The organism is Pedobacter humicola, assembly GCF_056490705.1.
On record NZ_JBWJIG010000004.1, the window covers coordinates 315,391 to 335,343 of the forward strand.

17 protein-coding genes are annotated in these 19,953 nt (G+C 40.1%); 6 read left to right on the forward strand and 11 right to left on the reverse strand.

Annotated elements, in window-relative coordinates; translation table 11 throughout:
* The first annotated feature begins 4 nt into the window (after positions 1-4).
* Complete coding sequence (locus AC04Q1_RS09345) at positions 5-496, forward strand: RDD family protein (RefSeq protein ID WP_478363948.1); 492 nt, start codon at positions 5-7, stop codon at positions 494-496.
* Here the strand turns inward: AC04Q1_RS09345 and AC04Q1_RS09350 are convergent.
* The 10 genes from AC04Q1_RS09350 to AC04Q1_RS09395 all read right to left on the reverse strand — a co-directional run bounded on the left by AC04Q1_RS09350 (position 477) and on the right by AC04Q1_RS09395 (position 14,577).
* Complete coding sequence (locus AC04Q1_RS09350; RefSeq protein ID WP_478363950.1) at positions 477-1,136, reverse strand: MgtC/SapB family protein; 660 nt, start codon at positions 1,134-1,136, stop codon at positions 477-479. The genes AC04Q1_RS09345 and AC04Q1_RS09350 overlap by 20 nt on opposite strands.
* A gap of 23 nt (positions 1,137-1,159) precedes the next feature.
* Positions 1,160-2,182, reverse strand: a complete 1,023-nt coding sequence (locus AC04Q1_RS09355; RefSeq protein WP_478363952.1) for a PorP/SprF family type IX secretion system membrane protein — start codon at positions 2,180-2,182, stop codon at positions 1,160-1,162.
* Complete coding sequence (locus AC04Q1_RS09360) at positions 2,179-8,127, reverse strand: PKD domain-containing protein (RefSeq protein ID WP_478363954.1); 5,949 nt, start codon at positions 8,125-8,127, stop codon at positions 2,179-2,181. The genes AC04Q1_RS09355 and AC04Q1_RS09360 overlap by 4 nt, the downstream gene beginning before the upstream one ends.
* Positions 8,128-8,424: 297 nt before the next feature.
* A complete protein-coding gene (gene groL, locus AC04Q1_RS09365) occupies positions 8,425-10,059 on the reverse strand; it encodes a chaperonin GroEL (protein ID WP_316843415.1) in 1,635 nt (544 codons plus the stop codon).
* A gap of 126 nt (positions 10,060-10,185) precedes the next feature.
* Complete coding sequence (locus tag AC04Q1_RS09370; RefSeq protein WP_025141798.1) at positions 10,186-10,476, reverse strand: co-chaperone GroES; 291 nt, start codon at positions 10,474-10,476, stop codon at positions 10,186-10,188.
* Positions 10,477-10,728: 252 nt separating this feature from the next.
* Positions 10,729-11,493: a TIGR03915 family putative DNA repair protein gene (locus tag AC04Q1_RS09375; RefSeq protein WP_478363957.1), complete on the reverse strand. Its 765-nt coding sequence runs from the start codon at positions 11,491-11,493 to the stop codon at positions 10,729-10,731.
* A 117-nt stretch (positions 11,494-11,610) separates the two neighbouring features.
* Positions 11,611-12,867, reverse strand: coding sequence for a putative DNA modification/repair radical SAM protein (locus AC04Q1_RS09380; protein ID WP_478363959.1), 1,257 nt, complete (start codon positions 12,865-12,867; stop codon positions 11,611-11,613).
* Between the two features lie 90 nt (positions 12,868-12,957).
* Positions 12,958-13,488, reverse strand: coding sequence for a hypothetical protein (locus AC04Q1_RS09385; protein WP_478363961.1), 531 nt, complete (start codon positions 13,486-13,488; stop codon positions 12,958-12,960).
* An 87-nt stretch (positions 13,489-13,575) separates the two neighbouring features.
* Positions 13,576-14,220, reverse strand: a complete 645-nt coding sequence (locus tag AC04Q1_RS09390; RefSeq protein ID WP_478363962.1) for an HD domain-containing protein — start codon at positions 14,218-14,220, stop codon at positions 13,576-13,578.
* A 75-nt stretch (positions 14,221-14,295) separates the two neighbouring features.
* A complete protein-coding gene (locus AC04Q1_RS09395) occupies positions 14,296-14,577 on the reverse strand; it encodes a helix-turn-helix domain-containing protein (RefSeq protein ID WP_316843420.1) in 282 nt (93 codons plus the stop codon).
* Between the two features lie 308 nt (positions 14,578-14,885).
* On the opposite strand from AC04Q1_RS09395, the gene AC04Q1_RS09400 reads away from it, so the two are divergent.
* The 5 genes from AC04Q1_RS09400 (at position 14,886) to AC04Q1_RS09420 (ending at position 19,455) form a co-directional block, all read left to right on the forward strand.
* Positions 14,886-15,119: a hypothetical protein gene (locus tag AC04Q1_RS09400; protein WP_478363965.1), complete on the forward strand. Its 234-nt coding sequence runs from the start codon at positions 14,886-14,888 to the stop codon at positions 15,117-15,119.
* Positions 15,120-15,385: 266 nt separating this feature from the next.
* Positions 15,386-15,619: a hypothetical protein gene (locus tag AC04Q1_RS09405; protein WP_478363966.1), complete on the forward strand. Its 234-nt coding sequence runs from the start codon at positions 15,386-15,388 to the stop codon at positions 15,617-15,619.
* A 66-nt stretch (positions 15,620-15,685) separates the two neighbouring features.
* A complete protein-coding gene (locus AC04Q1_RS09410; protein WP_478363968.1) occupies positions 15,686-15,901 on the forward strand; it encodes a hypothetical protein in 216 nt (71 codons plus the stop codon).
* Between the two features lie 96 nt (positions 15,902-15,997).
* Positions 15,998-17,203, forward strand: coding sequence for an HlyD family secretion protein (locus AC04Q1_RS09415; protein WP_478363970.1), 1,206 nt, complete (start codon positions 15,998-16,000; stop codon positions 17,201-17,203).
* Positions 17,200-19,455: a peptidase domain-containing ABC transporter gene (locus tag AC04Q1_RS09420; protein WP_478363972.1), complete on the forward strand. Its 2,256-nt coding sequence runs from the start codon at positions 17,200-17,202 to the stop codon at positions 19,453-19,455. Before AC04Q1_RS09415 ends, AC04Q1_RS09420 begins: the two co-directional genes overlap by 4 nt.
* Here AC04Q1_RS09420 and AC04Q1_RS09425 read toward each other — a convergent pair.
* Positions 19,452-19,946 (reverse strand): hypothetical protein, encoded by a 495-nt coding sequence (locus AC04Q1_RS09425; protein ID WP_316843425.1) that lies wholly within the window; start codon positions 19,944-19,946, stop codon positions 19,452-19,454. The genes AC04Q1_RS09420 and AC04Q1_RS09425 overlap by 4 nt on opposite strands.
* Between the last annotated feature and the right edge of the window lie 7 nt (positions 19,947-19,953).

Consider the following 19,953-nt stretch of genomic DNA (forward strand, 5'->3'; position numbering starts at 1 on the left):
CATTATGAACCTCAATCATCAGTACCAAGTCCTTAATCTAGACGACTGTCGCGCCACTACATTCAAGCGGTTTGCCAATTACCTGATCGATTTAGTTGTTTTATATATCCTTGCATTTGGTGTTATCATGATTTTCGGAATGAGCAGGCCGAAATTTTTAAATGGTTTTGATGGGTTATCGGGACGCTTAATTTTCCTGTTAATTTATGGGCTTGTGATGTTTATAACAGAGGCCATGTTTAATGGAAGATCTTTAGGTAAATTAATTACAGGAACAAGGGCTGTAAACGCCAACGGTAGCGACATCACTTTTCAAAAGGTATTTATACGGAATATGGTCAGGGCTGTACCCTTTATTGCCTTTAGTGCATTGGGTAATCCCTGCACACCATGGCACGACCTTTGGTCGGATACCATTGTGGTAGAAGTTAAAAAAGTCGCATTACAGCAAAGGAAAGTAGATCTTTTTGCTGCTGTTAAAAATCAAACTCTATAATATCATCATCCTTAAGCATACGCTCCACAAACTTCTGATGGTTTTGTGGCGTTCCGGTAGCTACCCAGTTTCCGGTGATGATGTTATCAACCAATTGGTGTTTGCCGCGTTGTGGTTTCAGTTTACTCTCGCGAAAAACTTCTTCATAGCTTTCTAAGTCGCCGTGCACGTGTTGCTTTTTAACAATGCGGTAAATTCTCTTGGTAAAACGCCGGTCGCCGATTTCTTCTAAAAAGGGGAAAATAATAAGTGCCAATAACACGACGATGGTAACACCTACGGCCTGTTCATAATAGCCCGAGCCAACGGCCATGCCAATAGCGGCAACAATCCAGATAATACAGGCAGTGGTGAGGCCTTTAACGCGGTTTTCTTCCTTAAAAATTACCCCGGCACCTAAAAAGCCGATTCCGGTAACAATATTCGAGGCAATACGGTCCTGACTGGTTGGGCCGATTTTGATTGATAAAATGGTAAATAACGTAGCGCCTAAACCAATCATCATCATGGTTTTTAGTCCGGCGGATTTACTTCTATATTCGCGTTCAGCGCCGATTATACCACAAAGCAGCGTAGCCAATAAAAATTTATTGATTTCACTCTGTGTAATGAAATGCGTTTTATCTAAGATATCGTCCATTGCCTTTAATTATTAAAGGCAAATTAATAAAAATCATAACATCTTAAGCCATTTGCCCTACCACCATTTGAGCTATTCGGAAAATATTTTTCATAACCTACGCCAATCTCTGATGTTCCACTGGTATTGGTGTAATTGATTTTGGAAGTTGTTGCATCATGACTGATACCCAATCTGAATTTTTCGCCGTTGGTACGCCTGTTGAAAATATCAAAGATCACAGAAAAGACGATAGCATCACTCCCATGAGAAGTGCCGTCGTTGCGGTACCAGATCCCTGCATTTATTCCGGCATATTTATATTGCATACCTATACTGAAAGATTTCACATTGCCCTGTTTGTAAGCAACAATGGAAGGAATGAGGTAATTTCCGTCGCGATCGTACTCATCGGGCACCAGGGTGAGTTTATAACTTAAATTCCCTGAAATGCGCATGGGTAATTTCGCCTGAAAACCCGAGAGCGATTCGTCCGGGCGGTTAAGATGGTGTGCTGCAAGCCCCACCATAAATTTTCCCACCACGAGGTTTGCGCCTGCATTGGCATCAAAATAGAACCGGCTATCTACACTTGGCCGCTCGGCACCAGAAATACTTCCGGGAATATATCCGGTATTGATATCGATCTGGTCGCCGAAGACCAATTTATCCCAGTTTAATTTTTGATTCGTGATGCCACCTTGCAATCCAAACGACAATGCAAAGTCGTCGCCTCCGATAATATAAGCATAGCTTACTGCAATATTATTTTTCACCAGATAAGCTGTGCCCTCGCTGCTCCGGTTAAAAATGATTCCAATACCGCTATTTATGCTCCGTAGATTAAGGTCGCCGGATGCGGTCATATACGAATAATCACTTGCCAGGCCCGTCCATTGGTTGCGGTAAAGTGCATTAAACCTGATATCGCCCTCAAACTGACCGGTTAAAGCCGGATTTAGATAAATCGGGGAATTATAAAACTGCGAATAAATATGATCCTGCGCCACACCAATCAGTGGCAGTACCATCACAAACAAAAATAATATTACCCTTCTCCTCATCATCTTATTAAATATATTACGCCCGTTTTTTTGGGTGGAGATGAATCATAAGTCACCCCTTTCCAATCGCTTCCATTAGTAAATTTTATATCTACTTTCCAGTAGTAAACCCCTTGTGGTTGTTCCTGTCCTTTATAAGTGCCATCCCAACCTTCTAATGGTGCGCCATCGTCTAGTTTGTTTGTTTCCCACAATACCTGTCCCCATTTATTAAAAACAGACATTTGCCACTCTTTTATGCCACGACCCTTTGCTTTAAAAATTTTAATCTCATTTTTCGCACTTGCCGGCATAAATGAATTGGGAAGGTTCAGGTAGCCTGGTACGCCAATGATCCTTACCGATTGGAAAGTAGTAGAGGAACAGCCTTCTTTGTTCAGTACTTTAAGGGTTACATTATAAACCCCTTCGTTGGCATAGGTATGGCTTGGGTTTTGCAAAGTGGATACCGATCCGTCGCCAAAGGTCCAGGCCCAGCTAACCGCGTTTGCGCTGATGTCTTTAAAGCCAAAAGTATAGTTTGGAATGGATGTTTCATTGCCTGGTGTAACCGTGAATGTGGCAACAATTGGTGGAACAATACGGATAAAATCGGCTATTGTAGTGGTGTTGGTACAAGTTTGGGCATTTGTAGTGGTTAAGGTAACCGCATAATTCATATTTGAGCCCGTGTAGGTATGTTGTGGCTCAAACTCATTTGAGGTTGGGGAACCATCGCCAAAATCCCATAGATAACCTACAGCACCAACACTCGTGTTTTTAAATTTAACCGTAAGATTGGTACATCCCGATGTTTTATCGGCCGTAAAACTTGCTGTTGGTTGTGCCAGTATGGTTACGGTCTCGGTGGTGAAATTTTTAGAACAGTCGTTTTCTGCATCCAGTCTGATTGTATATTTTCCAGGTTTGGTAAAAGTATATGGATTAATGCCTGTTGTGTTGGAAACTGTAGTAGAAATTTCGCCTGTGTCATCATTGGTAAAGGTGTAAACAAACCTATTCGCACCGCTTGAATTGTTCACGAAATTTACCTTAAAGGGCGCACAGCCTTTTTTCTCATTTCCGTTTACCACCAGTTCTGCAATTACGTTATTTGGCGAAACCACGATGACGTGACTTGAAGAACTTATTCCGCAATCGTTTTTAGCCGTCATTGTAACTATAAAATCCTTGACCACAAGTGTGCTAAACGTGTGGCTTACTGTTCTTCTGTCAGTAACTTCAACTGGTGCAGAGCCATCGCCAAAATCATATGTGTAGGTGGTGCCTGCGCTTTCAGGAGAGGTATTGCTAAAATTTACCAAAAGATCAGAACATCCCGTGGTTTTATCTGGAGAAAATACAGAAACAGGTTTTGCATGTACCGTAACAGTAGCTGTTTTTATAATCGGAGGGCCGCATGGTACGGTGGTTTCCAGCGTAACGTCGTAAACAATGTCTTTTCCTGTGGCGTCGGCCTGGAAAGTTATTGCTGGTGGCTGTGTCAAATTTGATGTTGTACCATTACCAAAATTCCATTTATAGGTAGCCCCCGAAATTGGTGTAGTGGTGTTGGTAAAGGTAACATTAACGGGACCACAGCCTTCTGTTACACTTTGTGCAAAGGAGGGTGTAATTACAGGTAAGGTACTAAAATCAATGCTTTTCTCGTCCGAATTACAACCCAAGCTACTGGTAACAATAAGTTTTATCGATACCGTTTGGTTTCCGCTTGATAAAGTATAGCCAGGAAAAGTCGGGCCTGTTCCAATTTGTACATTATTGGCGAACCAAGTGTAAGTGGCATTTCGATCTGGATATAGGGTTGCTGAAATATTGTTTGAGCTCAAGATGAAAGGCGCACAGCCAACATTGTTAATATAAATTATTTCTGCTTTGGCATGCGGGTTGACTGTTATTTTAACCTGATTGCTCAAATTATTGCTACAAGGCCCACTGGATACAGAACGCCTGTAATAAATCGTAACGGTTGGGCTTGGTGGTGTAAAGCTTATTCCTGTTGCGCCCAATATATCGCTCCAGGCTGCGCCGTCAAGGCTTGATTGCCATTGATACATATACGCACCACTGCCACCACCGGGCAGAGCACCCGTTAAGGCTACTGCCGGTGCACCAATACAGATATTTTGATCAGCAGAGATGGTATTATTGGTAAGCCCAGGTAAAACAGTAATCTGTAGCGAATTACTGATTGAAGTACAAATGGTGCTGTTAACCAGCCTTCTGAAGTATGTTGAGGTAGAAACAATTAAGGTCAAATCTTTGTTGATTGCCGATGGTACATTGCTCCAGGTATTTCCATCTGCACTGCTTTGCCATTGGTAGGCAAACGTACCTGTTCCACCGGTTGGTGTATCGCCTGTAATGGTAATGTTTTGGCCGGCACAAAATGGAGCTGCTGGAGCGGTGATATTATTGGTAACAGGCGAATAATAAGTAACGGTAGTTTCTGATATTGATGGCGGGCAGCCACCGAAACCTGAAATAGTCCACCTGAATTTATAGGTTTGTCCGGGAACTAAACCGGTAACTGTAGTGTTGTAAAGCGTAGGTTCGGTTATCGTAACACCCGTTTGTGTGGTTTCAATTGTCCAGACACCTGCATTTGGCGAAGGGTTATTTCCATTTAAGGTAATCCCATTCCCGCTGCACAAATTTTGATCGGCTCCAGCATTTGCAGCAACAGTTCCCGGATTTACAGTAATGGTGCTTGCTGTAGATATGGCTTCTGCACAGCTACCGCTTTGTACCACCGCCCTGTATTGTGTAGTGATGTTAAGGTTGGAGAATACATAAGGGTTTGCTGTTGAGGTAAGGGAAGACCAGGTTATGCCATTATCAATAGATTTTTCCCAACGGATCACATTTCCAACCTGCCCGGTTAAATTGATGCTTCCTCCATTGTTACCAGCACATACATTTACATCGCCGGTAGTTGTACCGCCAACGCTGAGTGGATTAACGGTAATCTGAACATCATCGCTGGACGATGAGCAATTTGTATCGGCGATTGTCCACCTTAAAATATATGTGTTTCCTGCCTGCAGACCAGAAATCGCTGTATTGCCCTGTGTATCATCTGTAAATGTTACGGTTGTAGGTGCAAAAACGAGGGTCCACTTGCCTGTACCTACTACTGGTGAGTTTCCTCTTAAAGTATAAGAAGTAGCGTTACAGATAGCCTCATCTGCACCGGCATTTGCCAATGTTGCACTTGGTAAAACTGTTATAGTGATGGTAGCTGGTGTACCTGGGCAACCGTTTGTAGATACTGGTGTAATGGTATAAGTTACCGTGCCTGATGTAGTACCGGAATTGGTTAAAATATCGTTAATCTGTTCATCTGCCGAGGCTACGGTTCTATTGCTATTCCCGGTTATTGCACCGCTTACCGTACTGGTATAAGTATAGTTGATGGCTGGTAGGTTTGCAGATAGGGTTATGGCTGATGAAGCGGCGTTACAGATGCTTGGTTTGGCTGCTGTTGGAATTACAATCGGATTGGGTTTAACGGTAAGTACCAATGGAAAGGGTGCTCCATCACAACCATCTAAATGCGGGATAATGGTATAAGTAACGCTCGCGTCAATATTAAGGTCTGTATTGGTGATGATATCATTAATATCGCCAGTTCCGCTTGTGGTGTAACCGGTAGCCGATGCTGTAGCCGTAGCGGTCCAGGTATAGGTAACGCCTGTTGCCGCAGAAGTTGGTGTATACGCCACGCTATTGCCTGTACAAATGATTTTATTATTTGCACTTGTTAAGCTGATGTTGGGTTTTATTTTTAAAATAATATCATCATCAATCTGATTACAGGGTGCGGCCAAGGCTGTTGTTACCCTTAATTGTAGGGTAACGGTACCTGCCGTTTTTTCGGCAGCAGTCGGCGTGTAGGTAGCATTTAAATCGTTTCTGCCAGGTGTAAATGTTCCCTGACCACCAATCCAGCTTTGTGTAACTGTGGCGCCTGATATGGTTCCGCTGAGGGCAAAACTAGGGTCATTAAAACAGATACTTTGATCTGTTCCTGCGTTAACCACTGGAGCTGTGCTAAAAGTAAGTATTTGGGTATCTTCGGCCGTGCCACAATTGTTTTTATGGATAACTTTTACGGTATAAGTATCGTAGCTGTCGAATTTTATAGAAGGATATTTTGAATTTAACGTTGTACCTCCGGTAAAGCTATAAGTGCCAGTTCCGGCAGGGCTTACTGTCCATGTATAAGTATCCGCTAAATCCTGAGTGGTACCTGTAATGAAGGTTTTAGTAGGGCCGGTTGTGGTGGTATTAAAATCATAGGTAGATAAATTACAGAGCGTAATATCTGGCGAAAGTGTAGCCGTTGGATTTTCATTTACCACAACAGTTTGGGGCTGGCTGGCTATGATCCCACAAGATGGAGTCGTAATATTTAGGATAATGGTATAGGTGCCTGGGTTAGTGAAATTGAAGACCGGCTCTTTGCTCGTTGCGCTTGTGCCGCCTGTAAAATCTACTGCCGGGTTAACTGACCAAAAATAGCTATTGGCAGTTTCGCAGATATTATCCACAACGGAGAGATCAGAAGCTTTTAATGGAGTCCCCGAGCAAATGGTAGTTGAAGGTAGGCTAAATGCTGGCTTAGGCGCATCCTGGATACAGATGGTATGTTCTACAGGATCGGCATTACAGGCGCCCGAGCTATTGGATTCCAATCGGATAATATGCGGACCACGCGAAGAGAATTGATGCACCAGGTTATAAGAATGTGGCTTATTTACCGCTACCGGCACCCCATCAACATACCAGTTATATGTTACCAAATTTGGCGTACACCCAAGTGTATTGGTATTTGGGTTTTCTCCCAAAAGCGAAGTGTTAACAAAAGTAATATCGCTATTGGTACAGCCGGGCGTATTAAAGGCAAAATCGTTTATCGGTTTTACCACTACCTTGGCCGAAGAAGAAACAGGTGTACCTATGGTGCCGCAAAAAGCATTTGATACATTGATGGATACATCAAAGGCATTATAAATTGTTCCTGCGCTGGATGTTGAAACACTGCCACAAGATGATCTTGTATAGGGATGCGTTACCTTACCTCCATCATTCACTATTTCACAAAGGGTATACACTGAGGTGCTTTGATCGCCCCAGATGATGGTATAAATATCGCCTGGAAAATTGTTTTGTATACCCGAAGCTGAGGATACATCCACGTTAAATGTTAATAAGCCTAATGGTAAACAAACCACCGTATTGCCTGAATTGGCAAAAGCGGTTATTGTTTTATTATTGATGATCAGGTAGGCTTTGGTTGCAACGGTACCATTAGGCATTACCGCTTTGGTATAAATGGTATAATGCGCCTGTTGAGCAATAAATGGCTGGATTGGGGTCGGGAAATTGATCACCGTTGGGCTTCCGCCATTTAATTCGTTGGTAATCGCAGCGGTTACCATACTATTCGCTGTAGACTCATTATTAAGGAAAAAAGAATTATCGGGCCTGCTAAGGCATGTGCCAAAAATTTCGTTATTGTTGGCATTTAAATAGTTAGAAGTTAATTTAGCTTCGACAGGTGCGCCGGCTTTAACCTCAAAAGGAGTAGAAGGATTACTTACAGAATTTGGGTTAGTAGATTTTACCCTCACTCTGTAGCCCGTACCTGCAACGATACCGGAGGGGATTATACCATTTACGTAGGTGCTGTAGAAACCGTCATAACTGCCAATAAGTGTTTCAGTACCGAAATTTCCATTTTGATCAGAAAGATAAAGTTGGAATTGATTGCCCTGTGATATACAGCTTGCAGGTACAATAAAAGGAGCTGCAATCGTACTACCAGGGGTAAATGGTCCTGGATCTACTGAGCCAATATTCACTTGAGCTAAACTTGTTGACGAGTACAAAAATGCCCCAAAAAACAGGACAAAAAGCCATTTCCTTTTACAACGAATCTTCATAAATCTCTAACACTAGGGAATGATTTTATTGTGTGCTGGAAGCTAGCCAGTTAAGCTAGCTTTTAATCCAAATCTCAGAAATGAGTATCAGACCTAAGACGCGCCAATAAATATTCAGGCGCTAAGAACGTAGTTTTCGCATTACAGATACAAAACTTTACACCAACAGGAACTAAATGAGTAGGTTGTAAACGGTTTAACTTCGTTTCTGATGGCGCCAGGGCATAAAAAAACCCTCAAGGCGGTAAGCCTTGAGGGAATATTTTTACACGAAATAGCTTCGCTATAAGGATGGTATTACATCATACCACCCATACCGCCGCCACCCATTGGAGGCATTGGAGAACCACCTTCTTCAGGCTCGTCTGCTAAAACAACTTCTGTAGTTAATAACATGGCTGCAATAGATGCTGCATTTTCTAATGCTACACGGCTTACTTTAGTTGGGTCGATAACACCGGCACCAATTAAGTTTTCGTATACATCAGTACGTGCATTATAACCGAAATCGGCTTTGCCTTCTTTAACTTTTTGTACTACGATAGAACCTTCGATACCTGCGTTTTCGCAAATTTGACGTAATGGTTCTTCGATCGCACGACGGATGATCTGGATACCCGTATTTTCGTCTTCGTTAGCACCTTTTAAATCAGCTAAAGCTTCAACTGCGCGGATAAAAGCAACACCACCACCGGCAACAATACCTTCTTCTACAGCCGCGCGGGTTGCATGTAAAGCATCATCAACACGGTCTTTTTTCTCTTTCATTTCAACCTCACTCGCTGCTCCAACATAAAGAACGGCAACACCGCCAGCCAATTTAGCCAAACGCTCTTGTAATTTTTCTTTATCGTAATCAGATGTAGTGGTTTCGATCTGAGATTTGATTTGGCTTACGCGGGATTTGATATCTTCAGAGTTACCAGCGCCATTGATTACAGTTGTATTGTCTTTATCAACAACAACTTTTTCAGCAGAACCTAAATAAGTTAAATCAGCATTTTCTAATTTGTAACCTCTTTCTTCCGAAACAACAATACCGCCAGTTAAAATTGCGATGTCTTCCAACATTGCTTTTCTTCTGTCACCAAAACCTGGAGCTTTAACAGCAACAACTTTTAACGAACCACGGATCTTGTTTACTACCAAAGTAGCTAAAGCTTCGCCATCTAAATCCTCAGAAATGATCACCAATGGTTTACCGGTTTGAACCGTTTTTTCTAAAACTGGCAACAATTCTTTCATGTTGCTGATTTTTTTATCGTAGATTAAAATGTAAGGATTTTCTAATTCCGCTTCCATTTTATCTGCATTGGTAACAAAATATGGAGATAAATAACCTCTGTCAAATTGCATACCTTCAACTGTTTTAACTTCAGTTTCAGTACCTTTTGCTTCTTCAACAGTAATTACACCATCTTTACCTACTTTGCTCATGGCTTCAGCAATTAACGAACCGATTACTTCGTCGTTATTAGCAGAAATAGAGGCAACTTGTTTAATTTTATTGTTGTCATCACCAACCGCTTGTGATTGAGATTTTAAGTTTTCTACAACAGCAGCAACCGCTTTATCGATACCACGTTTTAAATCCATTGGATTTGCACCTGCAGCAACGTTTTTAATCCCGGTAGTGATAATGGCCTGAGCCAATACAGTAGCGGTAGTTGTACCATCACCAGCAATATCAGCCGTTTTTGAAGCTACTTCTTTAACCATTTGAGCACCCATGTTCTCAACGGCATCTTTTAATTCAATTTCTTTAGCCACAGTAACACCATCTTTAGTGATTGCTGGTGAACCGAATTTTTTATCGATAATTACGTTACGGCCTTTTGGACCTAAAGTTACTTTTACTGCATTTGCAAGAATATCAACACCTCTTTTCAGGGCGTCGCGTGCTTCTACGTTATATTTTACTTGTTTTGACATTTCTTTTTTGAATTTTGAATGATTGTATGAGAGAAGAATTGAATTTATATTCTTCTAACATTATTATTTTATTTGTTGATTTATGCTGAATTCTCATTTGAGATTCAGTCATTCAATCATTGCCTATTACCCAACAACAGCGTAAATATCAGTTTCGCGCATAATGAGGTAATCTTTACCTTCGTAAGGGAATTCGGTACCGCCGTATTTACCATAAATTACAACATCGCCAACTTTTACACTCGCTTTTTTACCTTCAGAATCTTCTTCAGAAACAGAAACTACAGTTCCTTTAGATGGTTTTTCTTTAGCCGTATCAGGGATATACAAACCCGATGCAGTTTTCTCTTCTGCCGCAGCCGGTTCAACTATTACTCTGTTCGAACTGCCAGCAATTGGTTTAAGGTTTAACGCCATAACTTTTATTATTTTTTTATTTTGATTTGAGTTTTTTAACTAAGCTTACAATTAACACTTTTTATGCCAAGTGTTTTTGAGGGACAAATTTTCACCAAACTGTCAATCTTTTTACCTGAATTAAGAAGGTGGGTGTCAGCATGGCAGTAAGTTTTTGATTGTTTTGCCAGATTATTAATTTTTTCAGATGCATATCAATGTTGACAGATTACGAACCAGCGCGCTGGTTCGTAATCTGTCAACAGGTATTCATTAAACGGGAGCTTTCTCTGTTAAGTATTTCCAATACCTCTTGGGCACATGCTGTACATGCAGCTTGGTGTTTTTCCGTGCAACAATATTGGCACTTTTAAAATAATCTTTCCAAAGGGTGGCGTATAAAGTTTCCCCTTCATCCATTAAAACGGGTGCCGGATTCTGTTTATTTACGCCATTGCCAAAACTGATCGTTATTTCTTCTACTGTATTTAAGTTATAATGTAAGCCATATTTACGTTTTAAGTCATAAATCACCCATTGCTGATCGGCATAGCGGTTTTTAAAGTGATTGGATATTAAAGGCAACACATTAAAATCGGGATCGATACTGGCATAAAATATTCCATCACCAGTTTTCTGAAAACGGATAAAAGCTTCCATCCTGTGTTTTTCTCTTTCTACACTTTTGGCATATTTGGATAGGGCAATTACATGTGCATTGCCAAAATTACTTTCGGCGCCTGGCTGGTTTTGAAAGATATATAGGGCAAATTGAAAAAGATGGTTATATGCCTCTGGAATTTCTGACAGATAACTGCAATAAAATTTACGCAGCCAGTCTTTTTTGAGTTTCTTTTGTAATCCTGCCCAAACCCGATCTGCTTTTTCTTCATGTGTAGTTACAGTAAAACTTTCAACAAAAGCCTCGGGCTGAAAAACTGCGATAGATTTTAACACGGTTCTTCCGGGTTTGCGTTCAAACCATTCAAAAACTGCGGATAAAAGACCTTGCAGTGATCCATCAAAAATGTAGATCATTGGTTGTTCATGTTTAAAAAGATTAAGGTTAGGAAGGAACCGCTTCGGCTCCCAAACGGAGCTGTTATACTATAGATTAAAATTTAATCTGTCATTGCATTCATAATGGTATCGTATTTAAAACAAAATCATCTGGTTGTTATCGGTTTTGAGGTATTTGCTCTGGCTTTCGGCCAGAATAAAAGCCTTAATCTGCGTGCCCTGATAATCTTTTAGCTGATAAGGGCTGTCTGAACAAATTATAAAATGCCTGGCACGGTTATACGCAACACCAATTTTTTTTAACTGATCAATCCTGAGTTTTCCAAACTTACGGGCTTGTACAATTTTTTTAGCCGACATTACGCCGATTCCCGGTATACGAAGGATCATTTTATAATCGGCTTTATTAATATCGACGGGAAAATGCTGCATATTGCGGATGGCCCAGCTTAATTTTGGATCAATATCCACATCAAGATTTGGATTGGCATCGTTTAAAATTTCCTGGACTTTAAAGCCATAGAAACGCATTAACCAATCGGTTTGATATAACCTGTTTTCTCTTAAAAGCGGCGGCTGAGTACCCAGGATGGGCATCCGGGTATCGTTACTAATGGGTACATAACCAGAATAATAAACCCTTTTTAAAGAGAAGTTTTTGTAAAAGGCATTTGCGGTATACATAATATCCTTATCGCTTTCGGGCGTAGCGCCAATGACCATCTGGGTACTCTGCCCGGCGGGAACAAACTTTGGGATATGCTTTATTAACTTTTTATCTGCCGAAAACTGTGTTATCTGTTGTTGAACAAAGGCTAAAGGTTTGATTACGTCTTCATGGTTTTTTTCTGGTGCCAACAGTTTCAACCCTGCTTCGGTTGGCATTTCCAGATTTATGCTCATGCGGTCGGCATATAAGCCTGCCTCTTTAATCAGTTCATCGCTGGCTCCCGGAATCGTTTTCAAGTGGATATACCCATTATAATTTTGTTCCAAACGTAATTTCTTTACCACCAAAAGCAAACGCTCCATAGTAAAATCGGCATTTTTGAAAATCCCCGAGCTTAAAAACAATCCCTCAATGTAATTACGGCGGTAAAAATTCATGGTTAGCTCAACTACTTCATCTACCGTAAAAGCCGCACGCTTTATATCGTTGCTTTTTCGCGAAACACAGAATAAGCAATCGTAAATGCAATGATTGGTTAACAGGATTTTTAAAAGGGAAACACATCTACCATCTTCGGTATAAGTATGGCAAATACCAGAAGAGTGACTATCACCAAGGCCCTTGGATGTGTTTTTTCTCGTGCCGCCGCTTGATGAACAAGAAACATCATATTTAGCGGCGTCAGCAAGAATATTTAATTTTTCACGGATTCGATCAAACATAGGATAAATTTTGCTAACAAATATAGTTTAATAACTAAATATATTAGCAAATTGATTAGTTTAATCTATTCCCTTTTGGAATAATCGTACTTAACTAAAACTGTTGGTCGGATTTAATTTTCTGCTTATAGGCAATTGATGTTCAATATTATAGCTTTCCTGATAGTATTGCAGTTCAGAAAAGAACCGATCTGCTTCAGTTTCGTGGTTTTTAAGTGGACTGAAATTGGCCACAAAATCGGGATTATTGAATGCAATCTGATAAAAATAACCGCCATTATTGTTGTCGAACATTTTGGTCACTCTGGTAACATGCTCCCAGCCACAGAAAAAATCTGTTCTTCTGTATAAAAAAGAAGTGCTTTTTAATTTAAAGCTGATCCCATCTTCATTGATCAATACTGTGCTGTGTACAAAAATCTGCGTTTTGGTAACCCATAATAAGGCCAATGCCATCGATATGATTGATAAGGAAACTAAAATTAATGTCGAAAGTTCTGAAAGCGATGTGGGTAAACTAAAAAGACAGTATAGCATCAAGGAGATAATGAACACAGGAATACCAACCATCGCAATTAACAAAACACTGTTTTTATGGTATTTTAGTTTGTAGGGATGCATGAGGGAATAATTTTTATAAAGTTAAGCCCTTATGCATGATCTTGAAATACTTAGTAATAGGTATTTTATAACCGTCTTTTTGTAGAATTATTTACCTTCCCATTCTTTATAAAAATGGTCTAGATATAGCAGCATAAAGTTGTGTCTTTCTATAGCTATTGCTTTGCCGGCAGCTGTATTCATCAAATCTTTTAACAAAAGCAATTTTTCGTAAAAATGATTGATGGTAGGGGCAGTGGTGTTTTTATAACTTTCTTTGGTTAAATGCTCTTCTGGTGGTATTGCCGGATCGTAAAGCACACGGTTTTTAAAACCACCATAGGTAAAGGCCCTTGCAATACCAATGGCACCTATGGCATCTAAACGGTCGGCATCCTGAACAATCTGCATTTCTTTTGAGGAAAATCCGGCACCATCAAAGCTATTCTTGAACGACATGTTTTGAATAATGAGCTTCACATGGGCGATAATATCAGCATCAACCGCAATCGATGCCAAAAATGACGCAGCCAGGTTTGGACCCAGTTCTTCATCACCATTATTAAATTTAGGATCGGCAATATCATGCAATAAGGCCGCAAAAGCCACTACCTGTTCGTCACCATGCTCTTGCTGATTAATGTTTTGAGCGGTTTTAAAAACGCGTTCAATATGAAACCAATCATGACCGGATTCGGCATTTGCTAAAGTTTTCTGTACAAATTCAATGGTTTTCTCAATGGTTGCCTGCATAGCCTTAAATTTCTTCCAAATGTATTGGATTTATTTGCAGGTAAGAAGAAATGATATCAACAGCGGATCGAGTAATTAACTCGCCGCTGCTGTTCTGTTTTCATCATCCGCAATAATTTTAATCAAATCATTGTGGTTAAGGGTTAATAAATGTGGTACTTCAACCTCTAAAATTGCCGCAATCTGAAATAAACGGTCGATAGTGAGTTTACTATAACCAAGCTCAATTTTACTATATGCATTTTGAGAAATTTTCAATTTTGCTGCCAGATAATCCTGAGTATAGTCTCTGTATTCTCTAATTTTTCTAATATTCCCGGCAACATTCTTCGTCTTTAAAGCCAATACATCTTCCATAAAAAAGGGATAAAATTTTTTAATGTTCTTTTACTATGTACGAAACTTTTGTCGTAACAGATTTTTAGCTTCTGAATTTTAGCACCATTAGGAGTCGCGCGAAACGGGGAAACCAACAGTTTATTATAACAAAAGAACAACCTAAATGTTTAATGTATTCTGCTTTAGTGTTGTTAATCAGGGTTTTGTAAAAACTTTAGGGCTGTTGGCATCGTTCTTATAATAGCTTCGCCACTTAAATGGCAGGCTTATAAAAGGAGTAGCCGAAAACCTCAAACAGAGTAGGCATTATTAAAATTAGAAACGTTATGAAACTTCAAGAGTTAAATTTAAACGAAATGAAAGAAATCAACGGTGGTGGTTTATTTGGTGGTAATGATTCATCAAGTTCTGGTGGTCTGTTAGGATCAATCGGGATTGGTAATTTATTAACCTTCTCAAACGAAACCCAAGACGGAGATGAATCGAGTAAAACCTCGTTCTCTTTAGGAAATAACATTGGTGGTAGCTTAGAGGGATTATTCAAAAGCTTAACCAGCTAATTTGACTTCACAACTCAATTAATAAAAAAGGGATTTCTTCAGAGGTCCCTTTTTTATTGCCGCCCGCCTAACCATTTAGGTTGTGATATTGTTTTAATTATCTGACAACCAGTAAGTTTAATGTATTCTACGCTGTTGTTTGAAACCCTTCCTTAAGAAAATCTATAAGTAGAATCTTTCCGTTTGTTAATTAAAGGGAGATGAAAATCAACCTTTAGGGTATGCCGAAAACCTTTAAGAGAGTAGGCTTAGTAAATCTATTTATTATGAAAATGCAAGATTTGAATTTAACAGAAATGAAAGAGATTAATGGTGGTGGTTTATTTGGTAGCAATGATTCATCTAATTCGGGTGGTTTATTGGGCTCAATCGGAATTGGTAATTTATTGTCGTTCCAAACCGCAAGTAAAGATGGTGATGAGGCCAGCGCAAGTTCGTTGTCAATCGGTAACAACATCGGTGGTAGCCTAAAAGGACTGTTTGACAGTTTAAGTCAATAATAAATAATTAAAGAAGGAGGATATTAATTTATCCTCCTTTTTCTTGTTCAGTTCATTTGAAAAATCATGGAAAATTTATCAGAAAAGGCGCTTGTAGCCATTGGAGGCGGGGGGGTATTCGATGGTAATTCGGGATCAATGGGGATATCGCTGTCTGCTACGGCAGATAGTTTGTTAAGCGTCACTTTTACTGGGAGTTATGGAGATTATAAAAACTCAACCACATTATCAACCGGAAATAATATTGATTTGAACCTTGGTTTTTTAAGCAACAAACAATAATTATATGCTTAATCATATTAAAAGAGACCATTGTTTTGGTCTTTTTTCGTGTGTACGAAAAAACCAAAATACCACAATTGCGTATATAAATTAGATATGGATAGCGATAAATACATATTTCCTAAAGAAGTGATTGAAAATACGGCTGAATATCATTTTCACTCGCATAACTCGTATACCAAAATTATCTATCAGGTAATCCTGGCCATGCTTATTGTCGCTTTTTTAGCCATGTTTCTCATCAAAGTAGATGTAAATGTGAAAAGTACAGGGCTTTTTCGGCCAACTGCCGAACGCAACGAAATAAAGCCATTAGTAGCCGGTCGGATCGATTCGTTGTTTATTAAAGAAAATATGCATGTTAAAGCCGGGCAGGTTTTACTCACCATCAAAAAAGAAAATATCGACAGTCAGGATGCATTGAACCAATTTCAGCAAAGTGATGTTACAGATCAGCTTCACGATCTGGGTTTGCTCATAAATGCTTACAAACGAAACGACTGGTCGAAAAAACTGCCGCTTAAATCAGGTGTTTACAGTCAGCAATACAGTTTGTTTATGCAACGGGTTACCGAGGCAAAAGCCCGCTACCAACTGGCCTATAAAAATTACGACCGTTATGCTTATCTCTATAAACAAAAGGCGGTTTCGGCATTAGAATACGATGAGGTAAAACTTAAAAAAGATAATGTATTTAACGAGCTTTCCCTAATCGGGGAGGAGCAGGGCAGTAAATGGCAAACGGAACTCAATCAGTTGAGTATCCAGAACCAACAATTGGGCACGCGCGACAGGCAATACGAAGAAGAAAAGGAGTTTTATACCATTAAAGCTCCATTAACCGGTACGGTACAACAGCTAAAGGGGATCCAGTCTGGAAGTTCTATTTCTGCCAATGAAATTTTGGGGGAGATTTCGCCTGATTCTGGTTTAATTGCCGAAACCTATGTGCAGCCTAAAGACATTGGCCTCTTGCATATTGGCACAAAAGCGAGGTTTCAGATTGATGCCTACAATTATAACGAATGGGGAATGGCAACCGGAAACGTGATTTCCATTTCGAGCGATGTTTTTATGCAGAATGGTGCGCAGCCCTTTTTTAAAGTGAGGTGTTTGCTGGATAAAAACAGCCTTAAACTGCGCAATGGTTATATCGGCAAAATTAAAAAGGGTATGACCTTACAGGCACGGTTTTTTGTTACCCGCCGGACTTTGTTTCAGTTGCTTTACGATAAAGCAGACGATTGGTTAAACCCGAACGTAATTCCCCAAAGTAAAGAAACCCAAGTTACGCGCCTATGAAAACCATAAACCAGTTTTTTGAGTCTTTAAAATCAAAGCAGAAAGCAAAAAAAACGATTATCAAACAGCATGATGTTACCGATTGCGGGGCAGCATGTTTAGCCTCAATTGCAATTCATTATGGTTTGGATCTTCCCATTGCCCGGATCAGGCAGTATGCATCTACCGATAAAAAGGGTACCAATGTTTTGGGTTTGATCGAAGCATCGGCAAGGCTGGGCTTTTCTGCTAAAGGTGTAAAAGCCAGTTATGATAATCTTTTTACCATTCCGTTGCCGGTTATTGCGCACGTCAATCATCATAATATTGCCCATTATATTGTACTTTATAATATTACCGAAACTTATGTAGAGGTAATGGACCCGGCTTATGGCGAAATGCAGAGGCTAAGTCCGGATGAGTTTAGGCAAAAATGGACGGGTGTGTTAATTATGCTATTGCCTGGCGATGATTTTACAGCTGGCACTGAACGCATTTCTTTAGAAAAAAGATTTATTTACCTGTTAACGCCCCATAAATCGGTTCTGATACAGGTTTTAATAGGGGCTGTATTTTATACGATACTGGGTTTGTCAACCTCTATTTTTCTTCAGAAAATTGTAGATAATGTGTTGCCGGAGGGAAATACCAATCTGCTTAATTTAATGGGTACGGTGATGATCATCATCATTTTGGTGCAGATTTTTATCAATTACGCTAAAACTTTATTAACGATAAAAACCGGACAGCAAATTGATGCCCGCTTGATTTTAGGCTATTACAAACATCTTTTAAAGCTACCGCAGCAGTTTTTTGATACCATGCGTGTAGGGGAGATTATTTCGAGGATGAACGATGCGGTAAAAATAAGGGCTTTTATCAATGATGTGCTGGTTGGCTTTGCGGTAAATGTTTTTGTTCTCATTTTCTCTTTCGCCCTGATGTTTACCTATTATTGGAAACTGGCTTTGATTATGCTTACGGTGGTGCCTTTATATGCTTTGGTGTATTATGTATCTAACCGCTTAAATAAGACTACCCAGCGCCAGTTGATGGAGAAAAGTGCCGAACTGGAAAATCAATTGGTAGAATCGGTGCATTCTGTAAGCACGATTAAACGTTTTGGTTTGGAGAATTTCTCGAACTTAAAAACCGAAATCAGGTTTATTAACCTTTTAAAAACTGTTTATACCTCAGGCACGAACTCGCTCTTAGTAGGAAATGCGAGTGGTTTTATTTCCAGCATTTTTGCCGTAATCTTACTTTGGGCAGGCGCGAGTTTTGTGTTGCAGAATATGATTACGCCCGGCGAATTATTGTCATTCTATGCCATTATCGGATATTTTACGGGGCCGGTAATCAGTTTGATCGGGATGAACAAAGTATTTCAGGATGCACGTATTGCAGCCGACAGGCTTTTCGAAATTATGGACCTGGAACGTGAAAAGACGGAAAATAGAACCGATTTAACACCCGACATGATTGGCGATATCGAATTTCGGAATGTAAACTTTAGGTATGGAACCCGGGTAACCGTATTTGATGGTTTTAGCCTGCACGTGCCGAAGGGGAAAATTACGGCTGTAGTTGGCGAAAGTGGATCGGGTAAAACCACGCTGCTCTCGCTTTTGCAGAATATTTATCCGCTCCAGTCGGGTAATATTATGGTCGGTGAATTTGATATCAACTACATTACTAACGAAAGTTTACGAAAACTGGTGGCGGTAGTGCCTCAGGATGTGCACCTTTTTGCCGGGAATGTAATTGAAAATATCGCAGTCGGAGAGATGGAGCCCGATATGAAAAAAATTATCCGCATCTGTGCCCAGTTAAACATCATGGATTTTATAGAGCGTTTGCCAAATGGATTTGATACCTATCTAGGCGAAAATGCAACCAATTTATCTGGCGGTCAACGACAGCGTTTGGCCATTGCCAGAGCCTTGTACCGCGATCCTGAAATCTTGATTTTGGATGAAGCTACTTCATCACTTGATTCTTCTTCTGAAGAGCATATTCACAATGCCATTTCTTTATTGCGTGAAAATGGAAAGACCATTATTTTGATTGCCCATCGTCTGAGTACTGTGGTAAATGCAGATAAGATTGTGGTTTTAAAAGAAGGAAAGCTGATTGAAGAGGGAACACACGAGCAATTGGTGAAACGTGATGGTATGTATACCAGCATGTGGCATAAGCAATTCCCATCCATCACAGCTACTTTAAAAAAGGGGAAAAAGAGAACGGCGGAAAATTTAGATGCTAAGGACTAATATAATCCCCAGTCATCTTCAAATTCATCTTTTTCGAAATATTTAACCCATTCGATAAACAGGAGACGAAATTTTTCAATTTCGTCTAAAACAATGTCTTTATATTCTGGTGTACAGATTTCGAACATATCTGCTGCCCTTACCTGGGTTTCCAATTCGCGACAGTTGGTTCGGATGATGGAGGCATTTTCCATCCTTAAAATGTACATATCTGCTCCTTCTGCCCCAACAATTTTAGGGCATAGCATTAGTGCATTCTGCATGATCAGGTTTGCGGTCATTTCTGCCATTTCACCTTCCAGTGTTTCGCAAAACAAGGCAGCGTATTTGTAAACAGCCCTGGCCTGGTTGTAAAGGCTTTTGGCCCGGGTTACTTTTAGCCTAACCTTTTCCGCATCATCACTTGATAGATTTTCTTCATCCTCATCATCCCGGCCAAATCGGCTAAAATGCTCCCATTCGGGCATATGGTCCATGTCATCAAATTCCATATTTTTC

Coding starts and splice junctions, on each gene's coding strand:
- AC04Q1_RS09385 (WP_478363961.1), bottom strand. CDS start 13,488: ATGCATCCCTACAAACTAAAATACCATAAAAACAGTGTTTTGTTAATT.
- AC04Q1_RS09360 (WP_478363954.1), bottom strand. CDS start 8,127: ATGAAGATTCGTTGTAAAAGGAAATGGCTTTTTGTCCTGTTTTTTGGG.
- AC04Q1_RS09345 (WP_478363948.1), top strand. CDS start 5: ATGAACCTCAATCATCAGTACCAAGTCCTTAATCTAGACGACTGTCGC.
- AC04Q1_RS09355 (WP_478363952.1), bottom strand. CDS start 2,182: ATGATGAGGAGAAGGGTAATATTATTTTTGTTTGTGATGGTACTGCCA.
- AC04Q1_RS09405 (WP_478363966.1), top strand. CDS start 15,386: ATGAAAATGCAAGATTTGAATTTAACAGAAATGAAAGAGATTAATGGT.
- AC04Q1_RS09375 (WP_478363957.1), bottom strand. CDS start 11,493: ATGATCTACATTTTTGATGGATCACTGCAAGGTCTTTTATCCGCAGTT.
- AC04Q1_RS09415 (WP_478363970.1), top strand. CDS start 15,998: ATGGATAGCGATAAATACATATTTCCTAAAGAAGTGATTGAAAATACG.
- AC04Q1_RS09395 (WP_316843420.1), bottom strand. CDS start 14,577: ATGGAAGATGTATTGGCTTTAAAGACGAAGAATGTTGCCGGGAATATT.
- AC04Q1_RS09370 (WP_025141798.1), bottom strand. CDS start 10,476: ATGGCGTTAAACCTTAAACCAATTGCTGGCAGTTCGAACAGAGTAATA.
- AC04Q1_RS09425 (WP_316843425.1), bottom strand. CDS start 19,946: ATGGAATTTGATGACATGGACCATATGCCCGAATGGGAGCATTTTAGC.
- AC04Q1_RS09410 (WP_478363968.1), top strand. CDS start 15,686: ATGGAAAATTTATCAGAAAAGGCGCTTGTAGCCATTGGAGGCGGGGGG.
- AC04Q1_RS09350 (WP_478363950.1), bottom strand. CDS start 1,136: ATGGACGATATCTTAGATAAAACGCATTTCATTACACAGAGTGAAATC.
- AC04Q1_RS09380 (WP_478363959.1), bottom strand. CDS start 12,867: ATGTTTGATCGAATCCGTGAAAAATTAAATATTCTTGCTGACGCCGCT.
- AC04Q1_RS09400 (WP_478363965.1), top strand. CDS start 14,886: ATGAAACTTCAAGAGTTAAATTTAAACGAAATGAAAGAAATCAACGGT.
- AC04Q1_RS09420 (WP_478363972.1), top strand. CDS start 17,200: ATGAAAACCATAAACCAGTTTTTTGAGTCTTTAAAATCAAAGCAGAAA.
- AC04Q1_RS09390 (WP_478363962.1), bottom strand. CDS start 14,220: ATGCAGGCAACCATTGAGAAAACCATTGAATTTGTACAGAAAACTTTA.
- groL (WP_316843415.1), bottom strand. CDS start 10,059: ATGTCAAAACAAGTAAAATATAACGTAGAAGCACGCGACGCCCTGAAA.